This is a genomic window from Thalassospira mesophila (assembly GCF_002115755.1).
Classification (GTDB): domain Bacteria; phylum Pseudomonadota; class Alphaproteobacteria; order Rhodospirillales; family Thalassospiraceae; genus Thalassospira; species Thalassospira mesophila.
On the sequence record NZ_JFKA01000008.1, the window covers coordinates 146,987 to 169,490 of the forward strand.

Annotated in this window: 19 protein-coding genes and 1 tRNA gene; 11 read left to right on the forward strand and 9 right to left on the reverse strand. The window is 54.5% G+C overall.

Going from position 1 to position 22,504, the window contains the following annotated elements; genetic code table 11:
* Nucleotides 1–29: 29 nt before the first annotated feature.
* Both TMES_RS16535 and TMES_RS16540 read right to left on the reverse strand, forming a co-directional pair.
* A complete protein-coding gene (locus TMES_RS16535; protein ID WP_342746320.1) occupies nt 30–281 on the reverse strand; it encodes a DUF1289 domain-containing protein in 252 nt (83 codons plus the stop codon).
* Nucleotides 282–408: 127 nt separating this feature from the next.
* On the reverse strand, nt 409–606 hold the full coding sequence (locus TMES_RS16540) for a CsbD family protein (RefSeq protein ID WP_085584542.1): 198 nt from the start codon (nt 604–606) through the stop codon (nt 409–411).
* A gap of 442 nt (nt 607–1,048) precedes the next feature.
* Between TMES_RS16540 and TMES_RS16545 the strand changes: the two genes are divergently transcribed.
* The gene (locus TMES_RS16545; RefSeq protein ID WP_342746321.1) at nt 1,049–1,681 is read left to right on the forward strand and encodes an RNA methyltransferase; all 633 of its coding nucleotides are present in this window, start codon (nt 1,049–1,051) and stop codon (nt 1,679–1,681) included.
* 158 nt (nt 1,682–1,839) lie between these two features.
* Here the strand turns inward: TMES_RS16545 and TMES_RS16550 are convergent, their stop codons facing one another.
* The 3 genes from TMES_RS16550 to TMES_RS16560 all read right to left on the reverse strand — a co-directional run bounded on the left by TMES_RS16550 (nt 1,840) and on the right by TMES_RS16560 (nt 6,165).
* Nucleotides 1,840–4,089, reverse strand: a complete 2,250-nt coding sequence (locus TMES_RS16550) for an anthranilate synthase component I (RefSeq protein ID WP_085584544.1) — start codon at nt 4,087–4,089, stop codon at nt 1,840–1,842.
* Nucleotides 4,090–4,354: 265 nt separating this feature from the next.
* A complete protein-coding gene (locus tag TMES_RS16555; protein WP_085584546.1) occupies nt 4,355–5,338 on the reverse strand; it encodes an ion transporter in 984 nt (327 codons plus the stop codon).
* 182 nt (nt 5,339–5,520) lie between these two features.
* Complete coding sequence (locus TMES_RS16560; RefSeq protein ID WP_085584548.1) at nt 5,521–6,165, reverse strand: phosphoribosylanthranilate isomerase; 645 nt, start codon at nt 6,163–6,165, stop codon at nt 5,521–5,523.
* Between the two features lie 141 nt (nt 6,166–6,306).
* On the opposite strand from TMES_RS16560, the gene ubiE reads away from it, so the two are divergent.
* The 3 genes from ubiE to TMES_RS16575 all read left to right on the forward strand — a co-directional run bounded on the left by ubiE (nt 6,307) and on the right by TMES_RS16575 (nt 9,145).
* Nucleotides 6,307–7,080: a bifunctional demethylmenaquinone methyltransferase/2-methoxy-6-polyprenyl-1,4-benzoquinol methylase UbiE gene (ubiE, locus tag TMES_RS16565; protein ID WP_085584604.1), complete on the forward strand. Its 774-nt coding sequence runs from the start codon at nt 6,307–6,309 to the stop codon at nt 7,078–7,080.
* Nucleotides 7,081–7,092: 12 nt separating this feature from the next.
* Nucleotides 7,093–8,643, forward strand: coding sequence for a 2-polyprenylphenol 6-hydroxylase (ubiB, locus tag TMES_RS16570; protein ID WP_085584550.1), 1,551 nt, complete (start codon nt 7,093–7,095; stop codon nt 8,641–8,643).
* Between the two features lie 64 nt (nt 8,644–8,707).
* A complete protein-coding gene (locus TMES_RS16575) occupies nt 8,708–9,145 on the forward strand; it encodes a GNAT family N-acetyltransferase (protein WP_085584552.1) in 438 nt (145 codons plus the stop codon).
* A 120-nt stretch (nt 9,146–9,265) separates the two neighbouring features.
* On the opposite strand, the gene TMES_RS16580 is transcribed toward TMES_RS16575, so the two are convergent.
* Nucleotides 9,266–10,924, reverse strand: coding sequence for a methyl-accepting chemotaxis protein (locus TMES_RS16580; protein WP_085584554.1), 1,659 nt, complete (start codon nt 10,922–10,924; stop codon nt 9,266–9,268).
* A gap of 527 nt (nt 10,925–11,451) precedes the next feature.
* Between TMES_RS16580 and TMES_RS16585 the strand changes: the two genes are divergently transcribed.
* The 4 genes from TMES_RS16585 (at nt 11,452) to TMES_RS16600 (ending at nt 15,155) form a co-directional block, all read left to right on the forward strand.
* Nucleotides 11,452–13,038 carry a tetratricopeptide repeat protein gene (locus TMES_RS16585; protein WP_085584606.1) on the forward strand — a complete coding sequence of 529 codons (1,587 nt, stop codon included), beginning with the start codon at nt 11,452–11,454 and terminating at the stop codon, nt 13,036–13,038.
* A gap of 184 nt (nt 13,039–13,222) precedes the next feature.
* Nucleotides 13,223–13,702 carry a xanthine phosphoribosyltransferase gene (gene gpt / locus TMES_RS16590; RefSeq protein ID WP_085584556.1) on the forward strand — a complete coding sequence of 160 codons (480 nt, stop codon included), beginning with the start codon at nt 13,223–13,225 and terminating at the stop codon, nt 13,700–13,702.
* 59 nt (nt 13,703–13,761) lie between these two features.
* Nucleotides 13,762–15,000 (forward strand): PQQ-dependent sugar dehydrogenase, encoded by a 1,239-nt coding sequence (locus tag TMES_RS16595; RefSeq protein ID WP_245835489.1) that lies wholly within the window; start codon nt 13,762–13,764, stop codon nt 14,998–15,000.
* A gap of 81 nt (nt 15,001–15,081) precedes the next feature.
* Nucleotides 15,082–15,155: transfer RNA gene (locus tag TMES_RS16600), tRNA-Gly, on the forward strand.
* A 96-nt stretch (nt 15,156–15,251) separates the two neighbouring features.
* Here the strand turns inward: TMES_RS16600 and TMES_RS16605 are convergent.
* Nucleotides 15,252–15,995 (reverse strand): thermonuclease family protein, encoded by a 744-nt coding sequence (locus TMES_RS16605; RefSeq protein WP_085584610.1) that lies wholly within the window; start codon nt 15,993–15,995, stop codon nt 15,252–15,254.
* A gap of 414 nt (nt 15,996–16,409) precedes the next feature.
* Here TMES_RS16605 and TMES_RS16615 point away from each other — a divergent pair, with 414 nt between their 5' ends.
* The 3 genes from TMES_RS16615 to TMES_RS16625 all read left to right on the forward strand — a co-directional run bounded on the left by TMES_RS16615 (nt 16,410) and on the right by TMES_RS16625 (nt 19,464).
* On the forward strand, nt 16,410–17,900 hold the full coding sequence (locus TMES_RS16615; RefSeq protein ID WP_245835490.1) for a TrkH family potassium uptake protein: 1,491 nt from the start codon (nt 16,410–16,412) through the stop codon (nt 17,898–17,900).
* Nucleotides 17,901–18,042: 142 nt separating this feature from the next.
* The gene (locus TMES_RS16620) at nt 18,043–18,219 is read left to right on the forward strand and encodes a DUF3012 domain-containing protein (RefSeq protein WP_211275941.1); all 177 of its coding nucleotides are present in this window, start codon (nt 18,043–18,045) and stop codon (nt 18,217–18,219) included.
* A 234-nt stretch (nt 18,220–18,453) separates the two neighbouring features.
* Nucleotides 18,454–19,464, forward strand: coding sequence for an aspartate-semialdehyde dehydrogenase (locus tag TMES_RS16625; protein WP_085584560.1), 1,011 nt, complete (start codon nt 18,454–18,456; stop codon nt 19,462–19,464).
* A gap of 129 nt (nt 19,465–19,593) precedes the next feature.
* On the opposite strand, the gene TMES_RS16630 is transcribed toward TMES_RS16625, so the two are convergent.
* Entirely contained in the window at nt 19,594–20,970 is a 1,377-nt protein-coding gene (locus tag TMES_RS16630) for a sensor domain-containing diguanylate cyclase (protein ID WP_245835491.1), read from the reverse strand.
* Between the two features lie 276 nt (nt 20,971–21,246).
* On the reverse strand, nt 21,247–22,131 hold the full coding sequence (gene purU, locus TMES_RS16635; RefSeq protein ID WP_425444059.1) for a formyltetrahydrofolate deformylase: 885 nt from the start codon (nt 22,129–22,131) through the stop codon (nt 21,247–21,249).
* Nucleotides 22,132–22,504: the final 373 nt, after the last annotated feature.

Consider the following 22,504-nt stretch of genomic DNA (forward strand, 5'->3'; position numbering starts at 1 on the left):
GGGTGGTGCCTTATTCCGATGCCAGGTGGTCAGGCTTTTTTGCAGGATCCGGTTGTGGCCTGGCGGTCCCGTGCTGTTTTCAAGATGCGTTTTTTCAGGCCGTCACTGGCTGTGCGCCATTGGCCGATTTCATCAATCGTGCGAAAACAACCGGTGCAAACCTTGCCGTTTGTGTCTAGCTGGCAAATGCCAACACATGGGGATGATACCGACATTTTCGATGACGCCTGATTTTGGGATATGAACCGGAGAGCGCTGATTTTATCGGGCATATAAAACATGCTGTAAATGCCCGAATGCGTAAAAACCCCCTTTTACGCATGAGGAAACACGCAAAAGGGGGCTTAAAACTGTGATGTCAGTGCAGTTTTGTTTTACGACCCCGTATCAACACCAGGGTCGGGCCTGTTACAGGCGATCAAACCATTGGCTGACCTGCCGGTCGGCTTCTTCGCGTTCGATCCCATAGGCTTCCTGAATTTTTCCGACAAGTTTGTCGCGGCTACCATCGACGCGATCAATGTCGTCATCGGTCAGTTGGCCCCATTGCTGTTTGACGCTGCCGCGCAATTGCTTCCATTTGCCTTCAATTTGATCCCAATTCATTGTGGATCTCCTGTCCTGTCATTTAGGATTATGCGTTTTTAGGCGTCAGACCGCAGGGAATTTTGCGTCGGGCAAGAGCATCTTTTCCCACCGGGCTAACTGGTAATAGAACGGTTGGGCGGGGCAGATGTTCCGTATTTGGGCTGGTACGCTCCTTGCGACAGTCAGGAGTATTTTGGTGGAAATGCCAAATTATCCTTGTCCCTCACGGGGATAACAGGCTGCCAAAGGCGGGATATTTAGCCCTGTTTTCACGTTTAAACCGCTTGGCAGGAAGATGGGAAAAGGTCTTGATCGTCACTTGCCGGAAAGGTCGAAATTGACGGCTAGGCAGACATAACTGCGCCCCGGCTTGATCCGGTCGCCCCTTCGGGCTATAGCCGGACAACAAATTATATTTTGGAGTGTGTGAAAGCGCACAAGGCGTGCAGCACGGAGGAAAATGATGCGCGGTTATTTCGGGATCGGGATTGAGGGGGCCAGCAAACCTTTAAATGTCGGCACCCTGTTTCGCTCGGCTCATGCCTTTGGTGCCAGCTTTGCCTTCACCGTGGATGCGGATTTTGAAGACGATACCAGCAACCCCACCGATACCTCCAAGGCATCCGAACAGATGCCCTATTATCATTTCCCCGATCTTGACAACATGATGCTGCCCACCGGCTGTTCGCTGGTCGGGGTGGAACTGACCGCCGATGCGATTGAGCTGCCCAGTTTCAAACACCCGTCGCGTGCGGCCTATGTTTTTGGCCCGGAACGGGGCGATTTATCGCCCGAAACCCAGGAACATTGCGAATTTATCCTGAAAATTCCGATGAAATTTTGCATCAATGTAGCAATTGCCGCCAATATCGTGATGTATGACCGCTTGATAACGCTGGGCCGTTTTGCCCCGCGCCCGATACGCGCCGGTGGCCCGACCGAGGAAAAGCCGGTGCCGTTTCATGGTCGCCAGCTGTTTCGCACCCTGAAAGATAAAAAGAAAGCCAACCCCGAAGGTTTTCGCCGTGCGCCGCCGCCCGATTACAGCGTGCTTGACGGTGCGCTTGTTGAAAATGACGACGGGGACGATTGATGAATATTCAGGCCTGCCTGTTTGGCGGGCCGCATAAAAAAACAACGACCATGCGGGAGGCAACATGGTCGTTGTAAGGAACCACCGGGTATCAGGGGATGCCGGTGGTTTGGGGCAAAAGATGCCGCACAGATGCAATAATACCCGGCTATATCGGCTCAGGCGGCTTTGCTGCTGGTTGGAATGTCGGTTTCGCTGCTGGGGCGGCCTTGCGGGTTGCGCAGCAAATTGGCAATCATATGCATGCCCGCATCGCCCTGAAGGGTTAACAGGCTTTCGGGGTGAAACTGCACGGCACTGATCGGCAGCGACGCATGGCGAATGGCCATAATCACGCCGTCACTGCTTTGGGCGGTCACAATCAGGTCCCTGGGCAGGGTATCGGGGTTGGCAAACAGCGAATGATACCGGCCCACCACAATGTCCTCGGGCAGGCCGGAAAATAGCGGGTCGGTGCTATCTAGTCGTACTTTCGAAGGTTTGCCGTGCATCGGCGTTGCCAGTTGCCCCAACTTACCGCCAAAAAATTCGACAATGCCCTGAAGGCCCAGGCAAACGCCAAAAACCGGCAGGCCATGTGCCAGCGCCCGTTCGATATTGCCCTTTAAATTATAATCATCGGGGCGGCCCGGGCCGGGCGATAAAAACACCAGATCGGGTTTGTAATCGTCAAACACCGCGTCGGGGAAGCCGGGCCGCATGGTCAGGGTTTCGGCCCCGGTGGCGCGAATATAACTGGCAAGGTTTTGCACAAAGCTGTCTTCATGGTCGATCAGCAACACCCGCTTGCCAACGCCCGAGCGGGTCGGGTCATCGGCCACAATATGGCTATCGGGCCGGGTGATGGCATCAATCATTGCCGATGCTTTCAGCACGGTTTCAGCTTCCTCGGCAGCGGATTGTGAATCATATAACAATGTTGCCCCGGCGCGGACTTCGGCCACACCCTGTTTAAGGCGCACGGTGCGCAATGTCAGGCCGGTATTAAGGTCGCCATTGCATAATACGGCACCTATCGCCCCGCCATACCAGGCGCGCGGGCTGCGTTCGACATTTTCAATATGGGTCATCGCGGCGCGTTTGGGCGCACCGGTTACGGTTACGGCCCAGCAATGGGTTAAAAAAGCATCCAGGGCATCAAACCCTTCGCGCAGGCGGCCTTCCACATGGTCCACGGTATGGATCAGGCGCGAATACATTTCGATCTGTCGGCGGCCAATAATGCGGATGGATCCGGGGTTGCATACCCGTGCCTTGTCGTTGCGATCGACATCGGTACACATGGTCAATTCGGATTCTTCCTTGGCCGAATTTAACAAGGTCCGAATGTTTTCGGCATCTTCAATCGCGTCGCGTCCGCGTGCAATGGTGCCCGAAATCGGGCAGGTTTCCACCCGCTTGCCGCTAACGCGCACATACATTTCCGGCGATGCGCCAATCAGATGTTCCCCATGGCCCAGATTGATCAAAAAGCCATAAGGGGCCGGGTTGCGCCGTTTTAAACGGCGAAAAATTTCGGACGGGGCGGTGGTGCATTTGGTGCGAAACACCCGTGATGGCACCACTTCAAACAATTCACCACGGGCAAAGCGCGGCTTGGTGTCATCGACGATTTTGGCATATTCGCCTTCTGCCATATCGTTTTGCACCACCTGATTGCTGCCATGCGATGGCGGATGGGCGGCACCGCTGCGCGCCACTCCCTCGGTCGTTTCACCGTTGGCTGCGCTAAATTCATAATCAAAGCGCATGGCGTGGCGGGCGGCATGGTCAACGGTGATGATGCTGTCGGGCAAATACAGGTGCAAATCCTTATGATCTGCCAGGCGGTCCTGTTTTAGGGCAATCTGTTCAAATTGTAGCGCCAGATCATAGCCAAAACTGCCATATAGCCCCAGCCGTTCGTCGCCATTATGGGCAAACAGGTCGCGCAGGGCGCGCACCACCGAAAACAGGCTGGGCTGCTGGCTGCGTTCTTCTTCGGCAAACCATTTTTCGGGCTGGGCGACGGTGCCATAAATGCCATCATCGCCAATGGTGATGCCGTCGATATGGGCATGGTTTTCCAAAACCGGGGCAATCACCGGTAATAATACCCGGCCCCGGTCATTTAACGCATGAATGGCAAAGCCCCGGTCGCGCCCGGTAATTTCCAGCGGTGGCTGGGCAAACCCCATATCCCAGCGCGAATAACGACCCGGAAACTCGTAGGACGATGACAACAACACGCCTTTGGCTGTGTCCAGGCTTTCAATCAGCCCGGCGGTGGCGGTTTCGTAATCAATGTCGATCTGGCGGCGCAAAATGGCAACGCCACCATCGCTGACATATCGGTATTCACCGGCGGGTTTGTCGTCGTTTGTCGCGATGCCTTGGGAAGTCTGGGCAGTCTGGATCGGGGTGGTCACGGGAAGTCTCCTGTTGTGGGGCACAGCCACAGACGGAGAATGTTTTTCAGATGGAAAATGGGGATGCCTGAAAACAAAAAACCGCCTGTAAAATCAGGCGGCCGGAATATGGTCAAGACATGGGGTTGGCCGCCCGCTTTAAGCGCGCCACCACCAACGATTTGCAATGCGGATCGGGGTCATGTCTTGTGTTTTCATGGGCAAAATATGCGCGGGCAATCGGGGCACGTCAAGGCTTTTGATCGGATTGGCGGTTTTGGCGGCATTACCGGCCATGTATGCGGTCGGAAACCTCGATCCGCAGGGCTTTGCGGCAATGCGGGCAAAACAGGGTGTCATCGACAATATGACCGCGATGAACCTCGCGTACATCGTTGATAATCAGTTCGGCCTGTTCATCGGTCAGGCCCAGTTCTTCCTGGTGTGATTGTAAACGGGTCCGCATGGCATCGGTTAAATGCGCCCCGCCTTGCAAATGCTGGGCGGCGGTCTGGCGATAGGTTTCTTCGCGGCGGCGCAATTCACTGCTAAAGGCCGATGCCAGAATACCGGCAGGGACGGCAACCATCACAATGCCGCTAAGGGCTATGAAGGCAGCCAGAATTTTGCCGCCAACCGTAACAGGGACCACATCGCCATACCCCACCGTCGACAGGGTAATGATCGACCAGTACAGGGTTTTGGGCAAATTGCCGAATGTTTCAGGCTGTATCTGGTGTTCGAGCAGATAAATCGCGCCTGAACTGAAAATCAGAAAACAGGCCAGGGCGGTGCTGGCGGCCCCCAACATGCCGATTTGTTGGCGCAGAACCGTTGTGAGCAGGTCCATCCCGTAGGAATAGCGGGTAAATTTCAACAGCCGCAGCAACCGCATGATGCGGATAAAGCGTAAATCGATGCTGGTCAGCAACAGCAGAAAAACCGGTAAAATTGATACCAGATCCACAAGGGCCATCGGACTTGCGATATAGCGCAACCGTCCGAACCGACCGGCAAAACGTTCGTCATCGGGCGCACTCCAGATGCGCAGCAGATATTCCAGGGTAAAGGCCGAACTACAGACAATTTCAATCGCCCAGAACCAGTCGATATGGTTGCGGGCAAAGGGCTCGACGGTATCCATCACCACCGATGCCACATTGATCATAATCAGCAGCGACAACGCCCCGTGCACAGCCATCGTTACCGGTTCGCGGCGCTCTTTGGCACGCAAAATATCCGAACAGCGTTGGCGCAGGGCTTGGCTCATCAACAAAGGCTCCGTCTATGACTTTGATGTCGCACCAAAATGCGATGAGGTGGTCATAGTGCGCATTGGTACTTCAGAAAACAATAATTTACCAATGATGGCAATGACCCGCGTTGTATCTCAATAAAAACCGTGCCCCAACCTTATCTGGTCGGGGCACGGTATATTGTTCGTACAGCGGTTTAATATCCCTTGGCGGCGCGAACGAACGCGTTGATCTTGCGCGCATCTTTAACGCCGCGTGTGCGCTCGACCCCGGACGATACATCGACCCACGGGGCGTTGGAAATTTCAACGGCCTCGGCGACATTGTCGGGGTCAAGGCCACCAGCCAGCATCCAGTTGCTTTTCCACTCACGCCCGGCCAGCAAGGTCCAGTCAAAGCTTGTGGCATTGCCGCCGGGAAGGGTGCTGTCTTTGGGGGGCTTGGCATCAAACAGCAAAAAATCGGCAACGCCGTCATAGGTTTTTGCGGCCTTGTCCAAATCCTTGGTGGTGCTAACAGAAATCGCCTTCATCGCTTTCAGGCCAAAAACATCCTGCACTTCTTTCACCCGGTCGGGTGTTTCGCTGCCGTGAAGCTGGATCATATCAAGGTTGCCAGCTTTAACCGCATTGGCAATCGCCTCGTTTCCGGCATCGACAAACAGGCCGACCTTTAAAATGCTGTCGGGCACACGTTCGGTCAGGGTTGCGGCCCCGTTCAGCGAAATGTGACGCGGGCTGGGCGGGAAAAACACATAACCAAGGGCATCTGCACCTGCACTCATGGCCGCGAGAACGGCATCTTCGCTGTTGATACCGCAAATTTTAACCATACAGCTCATGGCAGATCCTGTTTGTAATGATTTCATATAACAAGGTGTTGGTATTTTTCCTTATCAGAAACCAGCCCCCTTCAACAGGATATTTCTAAAAACTGCCGGTTTACACTGGCGGGCGGGCGGTTGCTGCGCTATTTTCCGGCCATGAGCAAGCATCAAGGCCCAGCCGCGGGCGAAACCGGCGATAAAACAACCCACTTTGGTTTCCGCGATGTGCCGGAAAACCAGAAAGCATCCATGGTGCGCGAGGTGTTTGACACGGTCGCGTCCAAATATGATGTGATGAACGATCTGATGAGTGGTGGCATCCACCGCCTGTGGAAAGACAGTTTCATCAACGAACTCAAGCCGCGCGCCGATATGCGCCTGATCGATGTTGCCGGGGGAACTGGCGATATTGCCTTTCGCTTTTTAAAGCGCGGCGGCGGGGCGGTGACGGTGTGCGACATTAACTATGAAATGTTGCATGTCGGGCGCGACCGCGCGGCCAATCACGGGATTTTGAAAAATATCGACTGGATGGTGGGCGATGCGCAGAAATTGCCGCTGCCCGACCAGTCGATGGATGCCTACACCATCGCCTTTGGCATTCGCAATGTCACCCGCGTGGACGAGGCATTGCGCGAAGCGTACCGTGTTCTTAAACCCGGCGGGCGCTTTTTGTGTCTGGAATTTTCCAAGGTCGTGGTGCCGGGGTTTGACAAGATTTACGATATGTATTCCTTCAAGCTGTTGCCCGAAATTGGCCGGTTTATTGCGGGCAACCGCGAGGCGTATCAGTATCTGGCCGAAAGCATTCGTCAGTTCCCCGATCAGGAAACCTTCGCTCAAATGATCCGCAATGCCGGGTTTGGCCGGGTGCGCTATCGCAACCTGTCTGGCGGAATTGCTGCCATTCATTCCGGCTGGCGAATCTGAGGGCCATTTCACATGATCCGCTTTGTTCGTAACAGTTTTCGCCTGATCACCATGGCGCGAACCCTGGCCCGCCACGATGCCCTGTTCCCGCTTGACCTGGTGCCGGGCGGCAAGATTTTGGCCGTGCTGGCCCGTTTGACAGCGCCGTTTTCAGGTGGTTCCACCCTGCCGCCGGGGCGCAGGCTTGCCCGCGCGCTTGAGGAACTGGGACCGGCTTTTATTAAATTGGGGCAAACCCTTGCCACCCGTGCCGATTTGATTGGCGATGATGTTGCGGCTGATTTGTCCTCCTTGCAGGACCGGTTGCCACCCTTTCCCGCCAGCATTGCCAAACGGTTGATTTCCACCCAGTTGGGCGCACCGTTTGACAATTTGTTTGTTGAATTTGATGAAACGCCAGTGGCCGCAGCCTCCATCGCGCAGGTGCATTTTGCCAAAACACCTGATGGCCGCGAAGTGGCGATTAAGGTATTGCGACCCGATATTGCCGTGCGCTTTGCCCGCGATCTGGACCTGTTTTACTGGGCGGCAGAACTTGTGGAGTGGACGCAGCCGCGGTTGCGCCGATTAAAGCCGGTTGAAACCATCAAAACCCTGGAAGACAGCGTTAAACTGGAAATGGATTTCCGGTTCGAGGCCGCTGCGGCGTCGGAATTTCGCGAGAATTTCAAAGACGACCCCACCTATTATATCCCGGAAATTGACTGGGAACGCACCGCCCAGCATGTTTTGACCATGGAACGGGTCAAGGGTGTGCGCATTGATAATGTTGAAGCCCTTGAGCAAATGGGCATCAACCGCACCGAATTGCTGGCCAAGGCCGCCGCCGCATTTTTCCAGCAGATTTTCCGCGACGGTTTTTTTCATGCCGACATGCATCCGGGCAATTTGTTTGTCGATGAAACCGGCCGCGTCAGCGTGGTTGATTTTGGCATTATGGGCCGGGTGGATCGGCAAACACGGCTGTATCTGGCCGAAATGTTGCTGGGTTTTTTAACCCGCGATTATCGCCGGGTGGCTGAAATTCATTTTGAAGCAGGCTATGTGCCGCGCGACCAGTCGCTGGAAAATTTCCAGCAGGTGTGTCGCTCCATCGGCGAGCCGATTTTGGGCAAGGAACTGGCCGATATTTCGGTCGGACGGCTGTTGGGGCAATTGTTTCAGGTGACCGAAACATTTGGCATGGAAACCCAGCCCCAGCTTTTGATGCTGCAAAAAACCATGATTGTGGCCGAAGGCCTGTCGCGCATTTTAAGCCCCAATGAAAATATGTGGAACCTGTCGCGCCCGTTGATTGAAGACTGGATGCGCGACAATCTGGGTCCCGAAGCCAAAATTGCCGAAGCCACCCGTCAGGCCGGGTCGATGTTGCGCCGCTTGCCCCGCGTGATCGAGGCGGCAGAACGGGCATCGGGGGTGTTGACCGAACACGGGCTTAAACTGCACCCCGAGACGGTGGCTGCCATGCTTGGCGGGCGGGCAGCCGGGCGGAGTATTTTTAAAAACGGTGTGTTGTTATGGGTGGCCATTCTTGCCCTGACGGTTGCTGTTGTGCTGAAATAACCTGCGCGTCTGGCGAGAGTTGCGAATTATAATGGCGGGCAAAGGCGAGCGGACGGTGAAGGTCATGGAAAACGGGAATTCAGTTGAGATCAGCACGGATCGTGGTCGGATCGATATGGATTACTGCTATGATTTTATCGCCAGATCCTATTGGGCGATGAACCGCTCGCGAGCGGAATTTGAAAAATCGCTGGAAAAATCCCTGTGCGTCGGCGCATTTTGCGACGGGTGCCAGGTTGGCTTTGCCCGCGTGGTTACCGATCATATTTCCATTGCCTATGTCGCCGATGTGTTTGTCGATGATGCGTATCGGCGGCGCGGTATTGCCTTGATGCTGATTACGGCTTTGCATGACCATCCTGATATGCGGCGTGTCAAACGCTGGATGCTGGCGACCCGCGATATGCAACCGGTTTATCGTCGGCTTGGTTATGTTGAAATTGACGACATGATGATGATGCGCCTTAACCCCGGTGCCATCGACCATCCTGCGCTGAAATAACCTGATGCGAAAGGGCCGGTTCTGGGATGGCCGGTTATGGGATGGCGGGTTGAAACAACAAAAGGCACCGTTTGACGGGTGCCTTTTGCTAAAAATGAAAAAATTCACACCGCCCGCAACTCAGCTTTCACGGACATCTTGCAGAAAACTGCCGACTTCGGTGCGCAAGGTGCCTGATTGGGAACCAAGTTTTTCTGAAGCATCAAGAACCTGCCGGGCCGCCAGCCCGGTTTGCCCGGCGGCATCCTGCATTTCACGAATATGAACGCTGACCTGGCGGGTGCTGCTAACCGCCTGTTGCACGGAATGTGAAATTTCGCTGGTGGCGCTGCCTTGCTGATGCACGGCAGATGCCACCTCGGCTGAAATGGAATTCAAATCGTTAATGATCCGGGTAATGCCATCAATGGCACCAACCGCATCCTGTGTTGATCCCTGAATGCCGGAAATTTGCGCCGAAATATCCTCGGTCGCCCGTGCGGTTTGGTTGGCAAGGTTTTTAACCTCGTTGGCCACCACGGCAAAACCCTTGCCCGCATCCCCGGCACGCGCGGCTTCGATGGTGGCATTAAGGGCAAGAAGATTTGTTTGCTCGGCAATTGCCTGAATGATCTGAACGACCTCGCCAATTTTTTGCGCCGAAATATCAAGCCCCTGCACCATTTCATTGACCCGGTTGGCTTCGGTAGCGGCGCGTTCGGTAATGTTGGAGGTATCGTTGACCCGCGCACTGATTTCCTGAATGGACCGGGCCAGTTCTTCGGCGGCACTGGCGACGGTTTCAACGCTGCTATTGGCCTGGTCCATGGCGCTGACAACGGCCTGCGAACCCGATTCGTTTTGATGAACGGCGGCAACCATGCTTTGGGCAACCTGTTGCATTTCGCCAGATGCCCCTGAAACACCATCGACCACACCCATGACGGTGCGTTCAAACCGGCCCGCCAGATTTTGCATGGCATCGCGGCGGTTTAACTCGGCTTGTTCGCGTTCTTTTTCGCGTTCGCGGTCTAATTGGCTTACGCGGATGGCATTGTCTTTAAATACCTGTACCGATCCGGCCATTTCGCCAATTTCGTCGCGTCGGCTCAGGCCGGGAATGGTAACGTCAAGGTCGCCGTGCGCCAGTTGCGTCATCACCCCGTTAATTTTGCGAAGCGGGATCAGGATTTGGCCGCGCAGCACATACCAGGTCGCACCCAGCAACACGACCAGAATGGCCGCCGCCAGGGCCAGTTGCAGGATTACCGCCTTAAGCACCGAGGCATTAACGTTTTCAAGGCTCCATGCTGTTAACAGCACGCCCCGGTAAACGTCATCGTCCTTGCGTTTGGAATATTTGGTGATCGGGGCGGCAACAATAACCGCGCCATTGGCAACAAAGCTGACCATTTCCTTGTTTTCCAGTTGGGCCATATAGGGCTCAACCAGTGCCTTAAGGTCATAGGCCTTCATGCTTTCGGCCTGAAATTGCGCAATATTGGTGCCGTCGGGCATATTGGTTTGCAAGGTGGCCAGTTCGGTGTCTGGCCGGTCGGTCAGTTTGCGAAATTCCTTTTCAATGGAATTGGCATCCATTGCAATGAAACCCGCCTGTACGCCGGTTGATAACATTTCTGTTTTTTTGACAGATTCGCGATACATCAAATCAATCATGGCATCGCGTTGCGATATCGCCTGAATGCTCATCATTGCGGCGAAACCCACCACCAGCAATGCCACAAGCACCAAAATCACTTTACGTCCGACAGATGCGCCGGACTTTCCCTTTGCGGCCATAGATGTCTCCCAGTCCATTTAAGCCTTGCCTGTATTTGTTTCCTCCCGGTTGTTTACAAACATCGCCCGTTTTTTTGAGTATTGCGGGGTATGTCTGGTCTCCGGGTAAATGCATTTTCATGCGTGCCCCTGTTGGTCGGGGCCTTAAGGTTGTCCTGCTTGTTTGCAGGGATACAGTCTTACGCAGGGATAACATCGCGCTTTGTGCGAATGATCTGTCTGCTTGTTCTATCGCCCTTATATGAAAGGCTAGCTGATGGTTGCGAATAACTGAAACGTTAATAACAAACTTGGGAAAAATTGTTTGAAAGGTCGCCTTTGGCTGATTTTCGGCTGAAAATGCGATCTTATATGGGGGTTTGTGCGGCCTTGAAACGGCGCTAAAACCGGTGGCACGAATCGGCATGAAAGTTTGCTGACGGGTTTTTTACCGCTTTATGTCGTTTGCGGCGGGCGCGGGCCGGGGTAGTTTAACGGTCATTGTGTCAAAAGGTCGCGTGGCGGGCCGGTGTCTTATTGGGGTGGGTATGGCAAAATCAAAATCAAAGGCGGGCAAAAAGGCCGCCTTGCCCGGCAAAGGGGCCGGGCCAAAACGCGACAAACAGGTGATGGCGGCAGCAACCGTGCCCGAGCTTGCCGTTGTGTCGTCTACGGCAGAGGTGAAAACGGTTTCACCGCCGCAAGCCGTGGCGGGTGAAACACCGGCGCCGCAACGCAAGGTTACGGTTCATCGGGGCGGGGTGCCCCGTGATACCCTGTTTTCGCGCGCCGTTGCCGCCCATCAGGCCGGCAAGCTGGACGAGGCGATAGCACTCTACAGCACCATCTTGCGCGCCCGCCCCGATCAGCCCGATATTTTAAACAATCTGGGGGTGGCGCTTCGTCGGCGCAAACAGTTTGATGCTGCCCTGGTTTCCTATCGCCGTTCGGCAGCACTGCGCCCGGAAAATGCCGGTTTATGGTCCAATATGGGCAATTGTCTGCGTGAAATGATGCGGTTTGACGATGCAATAGCGGCCCATGAACAATCGCTGGCGCGTGATGGCGGCGATAAATCGCACCTGTTTAATGCCGGGCTGGTGTATCGCGATATGAACCGCTTTGAGCAGGCGATTGATTATTTCAACAAGGCCTTGCAACGCGACCCCGATTATGTCGAAGCCCTGTGGGACCGATCACTGGCCCTGTTGGCGCTGGGCCAATATGATGCAGGTTGGAGGGCCTATGAAGTGCGTCGCCGTTTGGCCGATAACCCCATTCGCCCACTGCCCGATGTGCCCGAATGGGATGGCAAAGCCGATTTGCGCGGCAAAACCCTGTTGTTACGCGCCGAACAGGGCTTTGGCGATATGATCCAGTTTGCCCGCTTCATTCCGCAGGTGGCGCAAAAGGCCGCCCATGTGATTGTCGAATGCCGCACCGAAATGCTGGGCATTATGCAAACCGTGGCCGGGGTTGGGCAGGTGATTGCCAAGGGTGCAACCCCGCCGCCGTTTGATGTTCATGCGCCTTTGTTAAGCCTGCCGCATTTGCTGGGCATTGAGGCACAGGACCTGCATCGGGCCTCGGCCAGCCCTTATATGAGCGCGCCGCAAAAATTGACCTTGGCAGGCATTGCCAGCGATGTTGTTTTAAAGGTCGGGCTGATCTGGGCCGGTAAACTGAACCCGCGTGACCGGTCCTGCCCGCTAGAAAAGTTCATGGGCCTGATGGGCACGCCCGGTGTGGCGTTTTTCAGTTTTCAAATCGACGACCGCCGGGCCGATATTGCCCGGCTTGGCGCATCGGCCTTTATTCACGACCTTGGCGACCGCATTGGCAATTTTGGCGACAGTGCCGCCCTGATGAGCGAGATGGACCTGATCATTACCATTGATAGTGCGCCCGCCCATCTGGCCGGGGCGTTGGGTTTGCCGGTTTGGATGTTGCAGCTTTACACCACCGACTGGCGCTGGATGGTGGAGCGCAGCGACAGCCCCTGGTACCCGACCATGCGCATTTATCGCCAACAGGAACCCGCGTGTTGGGACGAGCCATTTGCGGCCCTGAAACGCGATTTTGATAATCTGGTAACGGCGCGCAAGGCGGCAATTGTGCCACCGGCCTCATCTTGAAGCGGGCAACATTGTGCCTTGTTGCATTTGCGGTGCCGGTTTTTGGGCGAAATCTCTGTTCACGCTGTGCCGGGACTTGTGTTTCAATCGGACAAGGCGTAGGAAAGCGCCTTGATATTTTTGGGGTAACCGTTTCGCCTGTTTCTGTGCGGACCGGCCCTGTGGATTTTGCAGGAGAAACGTTGTGAGCGAAGCCGCATACAACAAGGGATTCCCGGTTTCCTGGGAGCAAATGCATCGTGATGCGCGCGCATTGGCATGGCGCCTGTTGGAAAAAGGCCCCTATAAGGGCATCGTCGCCATTACCCGTGGCGGTCTTGTGCCCGCCGCAATCATTGCACGCGAACTTGATATTCGTTTGATTGATACGGTCTGCGTTCGCAGCTATTCTGACAAAAGCCGTGGCGATATTGAATGGCTTAAAGACGTTGAAGGTGACGGCGAAGGTATGCTGATCATTGATGATCTGGTTGATACCGGTAAAACGGCCAAAGCCGTGCGCGAAAAACTGCCCAAGGCACATTTCGCCACCGTCTATGCCAAGCCGCTGGGCCGCGAAGTCGTTGACAGCTTTGTAACCGAAGTATCCCAGGACACCTGGATCTATTTCCCGTGGGATATGGAACTTTCGGTTAACGCACCGATTTCCGAACGCGCTCGCTAAGTCGCCTTGGGATCGTGATTTTCCCTTCCCAAGGTCAACTCTGACCGAGGGAAAATACGATGCCCGATGCCAAAGCCGATGCTTATAAAATACGCCCGTTTCTAACCGGTTTTCTTGCGCTTTGGCGTGGTTTGCGGTCAGGCGGGCGTTTTTTGTTTCTTCATGCTGTTTTTGCGCGCAAAAGCCGGTGCTGGCGTTATTCCGGAACGGCATTGCTGGCAGTTATCATGGCCTTTTGGCCCGTTAACCGTTCCTTTGCCGCTGATAATGCCAACGTTCTGGAAAAAATACGATCACAGCTTGATGTGGCCGACGGTTTTGATCTTGCCGTGTTTGCCGCTGTGCCCAATGCGCGCTCTATGGCGGTGGCACCGGATCTGGGCGGCGTGTTTGTTGGCACACGCGGGCGCAACCTGTATTTTGTCAGTGACCCGGCAGCGAATGGCACCGGCGGAGCCGTTACGCTGATATCGTCGGATTTCACCTCGGCCAATGGTGTTGCCTATAAACCCGGTACGTTGTTTGTGGCCGATCAGGACCGGGTGGTGTCGTTTGATGTGGCCGGTTTTACGGGCGAAAAACTGGGCAAGCCGGACCGGGTGTTGTTTGAGGGCCTGCCCGATAAAAGCCACCATGGCTGGCGCTATATTGCCCTGTCGCCCGATGCAAAAACCCTGTTTGTTGCGGTGGGGGCCCCTTGTAATATTTGCAAGGTTTCCGGCCTTGAAGGCACGATCATTACCTTGCCGGTCACAAGCGGGAAGCCCGAAATTTACGCATCGGGTTTGCGCAATTCGGTCGGGCTGACGTTTAATCCGGACAGCGGTGATTTGTGGTTCACCGATAATGGGGGCGATGGCCTTGGCGATAACATCCCGCGGGAGGAACTTAACCACGCCACCCGGGCCGGGGATTTTTACGGCTATCCGTGGTTTGCGGGCAATAAAACCCGCGCGCCTGATTTTAAAAACGAAGACCTGCCGCACAAAGTGACCTTCCCCGCCTTTACCTTTAACGCCCACAATGCCCCGCTGGGCGTGCATTTTTATAACGGTGATGCGCTCGTCGCCCTGCATGGGTCATGGAACCGCAGCGTGCCTGATGGTTATAAAGTGGTGCGGGTGGCGTTCAGGGATGGCAAACCCGTCTCCGCCAGCCCGTTTTTGTCAGGCTTTCTGCGCGATAACGGCGCGGTTCTGGGCCGCCCGGTCGATATCAAATCCTATGGCAAGGATGGCAGCGTGCTGGTTTCCGATGACCATGCCGGGGTGATCTGGCGCTTAACGCCGGGTTCGTGACGGCGCCAAAATTATTTGCAGTGCTCTTTGCGCGAATTTGTTGCACGGGCGGGTCAGCCGGGCTATAAAGCGTGCCGCAAAGCGGGTGTAGCTCAATGGTAGAGCAGAAGCTTCCCAAGCTTACGACGAGGGTTCGATTCCCTTCACCCGCTCCAGCTTTCCTTCCCCCAGTTTTACCGGTTTGAAAATCCTGCGCGTGCGGGTTCTTTTGCATTTTTGTTGCCAGCTTGCTGCCTGCTTTTATGGCGGTTTTATTCGCGCGGCAAATATTCCAGCCCCTTTTCGCGGGCTTCTTCGTCGCTGCACGGCGTTACCGGGGCATCTTCGCGGGCATATTTAACAAAGCGCGGGTCAAGCGGGCTGATATAATGGCCCTTGCCATCGCCGACCATCAGGCAGCGCTGGCTTTCACCTTCCAGGCGAGTCCCTGTGCGCCAGTCGACCGGCGGCACCATTTTGGCACCATAAAGGCCAATACCGGCATTGGCGGCCTGTTTGGCCTGGTCATCATAATCAAGTGAAAAACCGGGGATCGGCAGGGCTTCGCCATCGGCGATCATGGCCGAGCCGATATCGCGATCACCGATCGAGCATTCCACCCGTGGCCAGTTTTTGCCATCAAGTCCGTTATTTTTGCCCGCATCGTTGCGTTGGTCATCGGCCAAAACACATTTGGCGGGGAATGGCGACATAATGAAATATTTTTGCAACTGCATCCCGGCAGAAAGCCCGCAATCTTGCAGGTTTTCGTCATGCAGGCATTGCTGGCCCAGTTCGGGGGCGTCGATCCCGGCGATGTCAAACACGTGCCCGTCGATCAAAATGGTGTCGCCATCAACCGCCAGCACCTTGTGGCCATCGGCCTCGAACGTGGTTTGATTGCTGATATCGGGCGGGGTGGCGGGCGTTGCCGTCGTGGCTTTTTGCGCCATGGCCGTGCCCTGCCAACCTGTCCATGCCGCGATCACGGCAACAAGAAAAACCGGAATTTTCATGTGGCGGGGCCGGAGGGATTTGTGGGAAAATCGCGATAAATATGCGGGCAGGGTCATGGGTGTTCTCTTTGTTTTATCGTTGTTTTGGCCGCTTTGCGCCATATCGCCATGCGTCGCCCGGTTAACGGGTGGGCAGTGAGGCCGGGCGCACAAACCGGGCGGGCAGGGACATGCCGTTTCCTGGCGGTTTGTGGTGCAAACCATAACATTGATGATGCGAAAACACGGCGAAAAGATGCCAGTTTGACAGCAAGTTTGCGATAACGGGATGCACCCGGGACAATTTGCGGTTATAGAGCATAGGATAAAACAGGGATCGGGGAAAAGGGCGTGGCATAAACAGCCATGCTGGCGCTGCCCGCGCGATAACGGGGTTTACAGATCGTTCCCGACCCAAAAGCCCCGGCAGGGTTAATGCCGATCGTACAAACTTGCATGGATGCCGCCTTGTTACGACTGCAACCGATCTTTTTTGTTGTTGGGCTGATGGTCATTATCATCGGTGCGGCCATGCTGATTCCGGCATGTGTGGATTTGTATTTTGGCAACCCGGACTGGCTGATTTTCACCCAGGCATCGTTTACCAGCATTGGTATTGGCGGCATGACCTGCCTTGCCTGCCGGTCCGATATCGGACCACGGGTAACGGCCCGTCAGGGCTATGTTCTGACCGGGTTTTCATGGATCGCGGTCAGTGTAACCGGGGCCTTGCCGCTGTGGTTTTCATCGTTGAATATCAGCTTTTGCGATGCGGTGTTTGAAACCATTTCCGGGTTAACCACCACCGGCTCCACCGTGCTTTCCGGGCTTGATACCATGCCGCCGGGTCTGCTTTTGTGGCGGTCTATTCTGCAATGGCTGGGCGGAATTGGCATTATCGTGACCGCCCTTGCCCTGCTGCCAATGATGCGGGTGGGCGGTATGCAGTTGTTTCAGATGGAAAGCTCGGACCGGTCGGAAAAGCTTAGCCCGCGCATGCGTGACATGTGCCTGCAAATCGTGGTGATTTACGCCATGCTGTCGCTGACCTGCATGGTTTTGTACCGTATTTTCGGCATGACCTGGTTTGAAGCCATCAACCACGCCATGACCACACTGGCCACCGGTGGTTATTCCACCACCGATCAGTCTTTTGGCAAATTTGCCGGTAACTGGCCCCTGCACTGGGTGGGTACTGTTTTTATGTTTGCGGGCGGCCTGCCTTTTACCGCCTATGCGGTGATGGTGCGCAAACGCAGCATTCGCGCTTTGTTCGATAACCAGCAAATACGCCTGTTTTTTGTGGTGTCGGCCTTTTTTACCGTGTTGCTGACCATTCGCCTGATGCAAATTTCCGACGATGGTTTATGGGCCAGCTTTACGCTGGCGTCATTTAATCTGGTATCGGTCATCACCACAACCGGCTTTGCGTCGGGCGATTATTTGCAATGGGGCCCGGTGGCGGTGATGCTGTTTTTCTTTGCCACCTTTATTGGCGGCTGTTCCGGCTCTACGGCGGGCGGGTTTAAGATGTTTCGCCTTTATGTGGTGTTTAGCGGCCTGCGCGCCCATTTCCTGCGCTTGCGCAGCCCCAGCGCGGTGACGGTCAGCTATATTGACCGCAACGAAATCACCAGCGACATCTATAGTGCGGTGACGGTTTTTGTTTTCCTGCTGACCATCAGCTATATCGGCGTTACCGTGGCACTGGGCCTGACCGGGCTGGATCTGGTTACCGCGATGAGCGCATCTGCCACCGCCCTTGCCAATGTTGGCCCGGGTATGGGGCCAATTATCGGCCCTGCGGGCAATTTCCAAAGCCTGCCCGATGCGGCAAAATGGGTTCTTGATATTGCCATGGTGCTGGGCCGGCTGGAATTTGAAACCCTGCTGGTGTTGTTGATGCCGGCCTTCTGGCGTGACTGATTTTTCAGAAAAATAACGTCCGATCAGGCCTGTATGGGCCACAATCGGGCTGGTTGCCGTTAGATGAACAGGTATTTGCCCTGTTTTCGCCCCATCGCCGCTTTAGCGTTCAGGTTAACAATAACCAGAACGGAGGAGCCTGATGGGAACGATGCGCAAAACGATCATTGTCCTGACCGCCACGATGGTAACGATGACACTGGTGGCCTGCGCGCCGGAAATTGGCAGCAGGGATTGGTGTAACAATTTGGAACACACGCCCAAAAGCGACTGGACCGCAAACCAGACCAGCGACTTTGCCAAAAATTGCATGCCATAAATCATCAATGATGAATGGGATCTGACAGACCGGCGATCACCGGCATTTGTTGTGCGTTGCCAGGGCAGCACGGAACAATAATGCCCGATTTGCGTTTAACTGGGCAATCATTCTGCGCGATAACCCGCACGATCCCGGATTTGCGTTATAGGCGGATATCCCTATAATGCACGGCCCGTGATGATCGCGGGGGTCGCAAAACGACACAACAAATTACGAGGATAGTCAGATATTATGAGTGCCGAAAATCTCCATGTCGGTGTCATCGGCGCAACCGGTGCGGTTGGCGTCGAGCTGATCAACGTTATGTTTGATCGCAATTTTCCTGTGGGTGAGCTTACCCTTTTCGCGTCCGAGCGCTCGGCAGGGAAAACATTGGAGACTAAATACGGCACTAAAACCGTGACTTTGTTTTCGGTTGAAGAAGCCAGAAAATGCGACATCGTGTTTTTGGCGGTATCTGGCGATTTCGCCAAGGAATACGCGCCGCAAATTGCGGCGGGGGACGGTGCCCTTGTGATCGACAATTCATCGGCTTTCCGTTTAAACGACGATGTGCCGCTGATTGTGCCTGAAATCAATGGCGACCTTGCCAAAACAGCCAAGCTGATTGCCAACCCCAACTGCACCACCGCCATTGCTGCCGTGGCCTTGTGGCCGTTGCATCAGGCGTTTGGCTTGAAAAAGGTGTTTGTTTCCACCTATCAGGCGGCATCAGGTGCAGGGCAGCCGGGCATGAACGAACTGCGCGAAGGCTTGGCGGCAGGCTTGAAGGGCGAGGAAATCAAGGCGGAAGTGTTTTCACATCCGCTGGCATTTAACGTGATCCCGCATATCGATACCTTCCAGGAAAACGGCTATACCCGTGAAGAAATGAAGGTCACTTGGGAAACCCGCAAGATTTTCGGCGTGCCCGATCTGGCGATTTCCTGCACCGCAGTGCGGATCCCGACCGAACGGACCCATTCGGAATCGATCGTGGTTGAAACCGAAAAGCCGGTAACCCCGCAGGCCGCCCGTGATGTGCTGGCGAAAGCCAGGGGTGTGAAGCTGGTGGATAACCCGGAAAAGCTGGAATATCCGATGCCGATCAACGCGACCAAACAATATGATGTCGAAGTTGGCCGCATTCGTACCAATTTGATTTTCGGTGACCACGGGCTGGAACTGTTTGTTGCCGGGGATCAACTGTTAAAGGGCGCCGCCCTCAATGCCGTACAGATTGCCGAAGCATCGATTGCCTGAGCAGAACTCTCGTGGCTGGTATGACTGACCGGCACCCAACAAGACGAAAATGGCCCCGGCAAAAAATTGCGGGGCCATTTTTATGTCGTCTTTGCAATCAAATGCTTGTGGGTGTCGCCTGTATTCCGATCAGGCCTGCGAAATATGGTCGCGACCGGCATTTTTGGAACTGTACAGGGCCTGATCAACGCGGGTAATGATCGACGACAATGTTTCATTGTCGCGATATTCGGTGACACCGGCACTGATGGTCAGGTTGATGTTTTCGCGGCCAAAGCGCACACCGTTCTGGCGGATCATATCGGCAATGTTGCGGGCGATTAGCATGGCCGCACTGCGGTCGCTGCCCGGCAGCAACACAACAAATTCGTCGCCGCCCCAACGACACAGGGTGTCTTCATCGCGAATAACACTGCGGATCATGCTGGCAACATCGCGCAAGGCGGCATCGCCACCGGGATGGCCAAAGGTATCGTTGATTTCCTTGAACTGGTCCAGATCCATGCAGATCATCGACAAGGCTTCCTTGCGCCGACGGCACGCCTTGGTAACTTTTTCAAATACCAGATCAAAAACCTGGCGATTGCAGGCCGATGTCAGCTTGTCATAGGACGCCAGTTCTTCAAGCCGTCGCTGATATCCGCGAATGGTGAAATAGGCGGTAAAGCCCACCAATACGGTAATGAACAGCGAAATGGCAATGTTGATCAGCAAGGTGTTTTCGATCCGCTGGTCGCCCAGCTGTTCATGCTGTTCGACCAGTAAAAGCCAGTTAAATTCCGGTACCAGACGGCTATTGACGAAAATTGTCTGGGTGCCGTCATTATAGCTGACCGATGTTCCCGGCGATGTCAGGATCTGGGTTGCCAGCGGGCGGATGCTTTTGCGGGTTTGCAAGGTGGCTGCATTGCCAAAATCGCTGCCATGCAGGGTGATATTGCCATTGCGATCAGCAAAATAAATGGTACGGCCATATCGTTGCTGATAGGTCTCGATCAGGTTGGTTACCGAACTGACAGACAGGCCGACACCGGTGACACCAATGACTTTTCCTTCGTAATCGCGGACCTGGTAATTCACAAAAATTGTCAGTCGCGACCGGTCGGCCGTGTCATGGTCGACATTGATTTCGTAGGTGTCTTTCATGTTCAGCGCATGAAAATACCATGCATCATCGGCGTTATCTTCCGAGACCTGCTTTAAGATGCCGCTGGTATGGTAATAATTCTTTGTTTTGTTCGAGACGAAAAACGCCGTTATCGTGCCATAACGTTTCTGGATTTCACTAAGATAGCGTTTGACCTGTTCGGGGTCTTTTTCGCCATTCAGGGTCCAGTCGCGGAAAAAAGTGTCATGCGCCATCAGCGACGATATGAAAATCGGCTGCAACAGGTCGCGCTGGATTTCCGAATAGATGTTGTCGCTGGTAAGCGGCAAGGTGCTTTCGGCGATTTGTTCTTGCAGGGAATCGCGGGCAACGTAAAAGCTGACAAAACTGGTCGTCAAAAAGCCTATTCCAAGCAAAATACAAAGAATGATGGCGAAATGTAGCTTTTTTCCCGGCACGTCGACTTCCTGATTAAGAGACAAAAACAAGGCCAATGATATGCGCGTTCATTATCATTTCCTGTTGTGTAATCTATTTTAAATTACCGCGGAACGCCATCGCCGTTTTTACTACTCGTAACGATAGTTTTTGCACTTTTGGTATGAAAAATCCCCGGTCAGATGGATTTCTGACCGGGGATTTTCTGGTTATAACGGCATTCCGGGGAAAATTTTCTAGCGTCGGAAAATAACCGTTTTACTATCGTTCCGAAAAACCCGGTGTTCGCAATGCATCTGGATGGCGCGGGAAAAAACCACCGATTCAATATCGCGGCCAATCTCAACCATGTCTTCGGCTGTCATGCTGTGGTCGACCCGTTCCACGGCCTGATGAATGATCGGGCCTTCATCAAGGTCGGCGGTAACATAATGGGCGGTGCCCCCAATCAGCTTGACGCCGCGTTTGTGGGCCTGATGATAGGGCTTGGCCCCTTTGAAGCTGGGCAGAAACGAGTGATGGATATTAATGCACCGTCCCTCAAGTTCCTGGCACAGCTCGGTTGAGAGCACCTGCATATAGCGCGCCAGCCCCACCAGGTCGGCTTTATGCGCGCTTACCACATCAAGCAGCTTGCCTTCCTGTTCGGCCTTGTTTTCGCGATTGACCGGCAAATGATAATAAGGAATGCCGTGCCATTCGACGATGCCCCGCATTTCTTCGTGGTTGGAAATAATGGCCGGAATTTCAATGCGCAAATTGTTCGATGCCACGCGGTGCAAAATATCGTTCAGGCAATGACCGAATTTTGACACCAGCAGAACCACGCGCGGCTTGCGGTAATAATCATGCAAATGCCACTGCATCGAAAACCGGTTGCCGATGGCGGCAAATTTGTCGCCAAATTCGGCCTCCGTTCGTAATGCCCGGCCTGCCTCGAATTTGACCCGCATAAAAAAACGTTTGCTCTCGGGGTCGCCAAACTGTTCAAGCTTGGTCACAAACGCCCCTTCGTCGGCCAGAAAACTGGTGACGCTGGCAACAATGCCAAAGGTGTCGGGGCAGGTGATGGTGAGGATAAAGGTTTTGGAAAGTTCGGACATTTCCGCTGCGGCTTTCATTCAATTAGGCATGTCAGACCTTGCGATATAGCGGCTGACCGGGCCGCTGCCAACCCGCTATTGCAGCGAAAGTGTTTTCCGTTTCGCCGTAAACGGTAATTTTGCTGGTACGCTACGTAATATTACGGTCTTCCATCGCCGGGATATGTCTGCATCCGGCCCGGTTCTGCCCGTGAAACAGGGAAAGAACTGGACATTGCCGGGACTTTCGCCAAGAATCCGCCGCCTGACCGGGCATCCTTGCGGGCGGCATGGCGCAGTGGCGAATGGCCGGGTTTTTGAAGCGTTCATCAGGCCCGTAAACCAGATTGCATCAGCCCGGGCCCATATTGTGAACGCGATTGCACGCGATGGTCTCAAAGCAGGATGCAAA

Bases quoted from the DNA above. Each gene is read 5' to 3' on its own strand.
- ubiE (WP_085584604.1), top strand. From the start codon at position 6,307: ATGAGCAAGCATCAAGGCCCAGCCGCGGGCGAAACCGGCGATAAAACA.
- TMES_RS16625 (WP_085584560.1), top strand. From the start codon at position 18,454: ATGAGTGCCGAAAATCTCCATGTCGGTGTCATCGGCGCAACCGGTGCG.
- TMES_RS16555 (WP_085584546.1), bottom strand. From the start codon at position 5,338: ATGAGCCAAGCCCTGCGCCAACGCTGTTCGGATATTTTGCGTGCCAAA.
- TMES_RS16605 (WP_085584610.1), bottom strand. From the start codon at position 15,995: ATGAAAATTCCGGTTTTTCTTGTTGCCGTGATCGCGGCATGGACAGGT.
- TMES_RS16535 (WP_342746320.1), bottom strand. From the start codon at position 281: ATGTTTTATATGCCCGATAAAATCAGCGCTCTCCGGTTCATATCCCAA.
- ubiB (WP_085584550.1), top strand. From the start codon at position 7,093: ATGATCCGCTTTGTTCGTAACAGTTTTCGCCTGATCACCATGGCGCGA.
- TMES_RS16560 (WP_085584548.1), bottom strand. From the start codon at position 6,165: ATGAGCTGTATGGTTAAAATTTGCGGTATCAACAGCGAAGATGCCGTT.
- TMES_RS16540 (WP_085584542.1), bottom strand. From the start codon at position 606: ATGAATTGGGATCAAATTGAAGGCAAATGGAAGCAATTGCGCGGCAGC.
- TMES_RS16580 (WP_085584554.1), bottom strand. From the start codon at position 10,924: ATGGCCGCAAAGGGAAAGTCCGGCGCATCTGTCGGACGTAAAGTGATT.
- TMES_RS16575 (WP_085584552.1), top strand. From the start codon at position 8,708: ATGGAAAACGGGAATTCAGTTGAGATCAGCACGGATCGTGGTCGGATC.
- TMES_RS16595 (WP_245835489.1), top strand. From the start codon at position 13,762: ATGCCCGATGCCAAAGCCGATGCTTATAAAATACGCCCGTTTCTAACC.
- TMES_RS16545 (WP_342746321.1), top strand. From the start codon at position 1,049: ATGATGCGCGGTTATTTCGGGATCGGGATTGAGGGGGCCAGCAAACCT.
- TMES_RS16620 (WP_211275941.1), top strand. From the start codon at position 18,043: ATGGGAACGATGCGCAAAACGATCATTGTCCTGACCGCCACGATGGTA.
- TMES_RS16585 (WP_085584606.1), top strand. From the start codon at position 11,452: ATGGCAAAATCAAAATCAAAGGCGGGCAAAAAGGCCGCCTTGCCCGGC.
- purU (WP_425444059.1), bottom strand. From the start codon at position 22,131: ATGAAAGCCGCAGCGGAAATGTCCGAACTTTCCAAAACCTTTATCCTC.
- TMES_RS16615 (WP_245835490.1), top strand. From the start codon at position 16,410: ATGCCGATCGTACAAACTTGCATGGATGCCGCCTTGTTACGACTGCAA.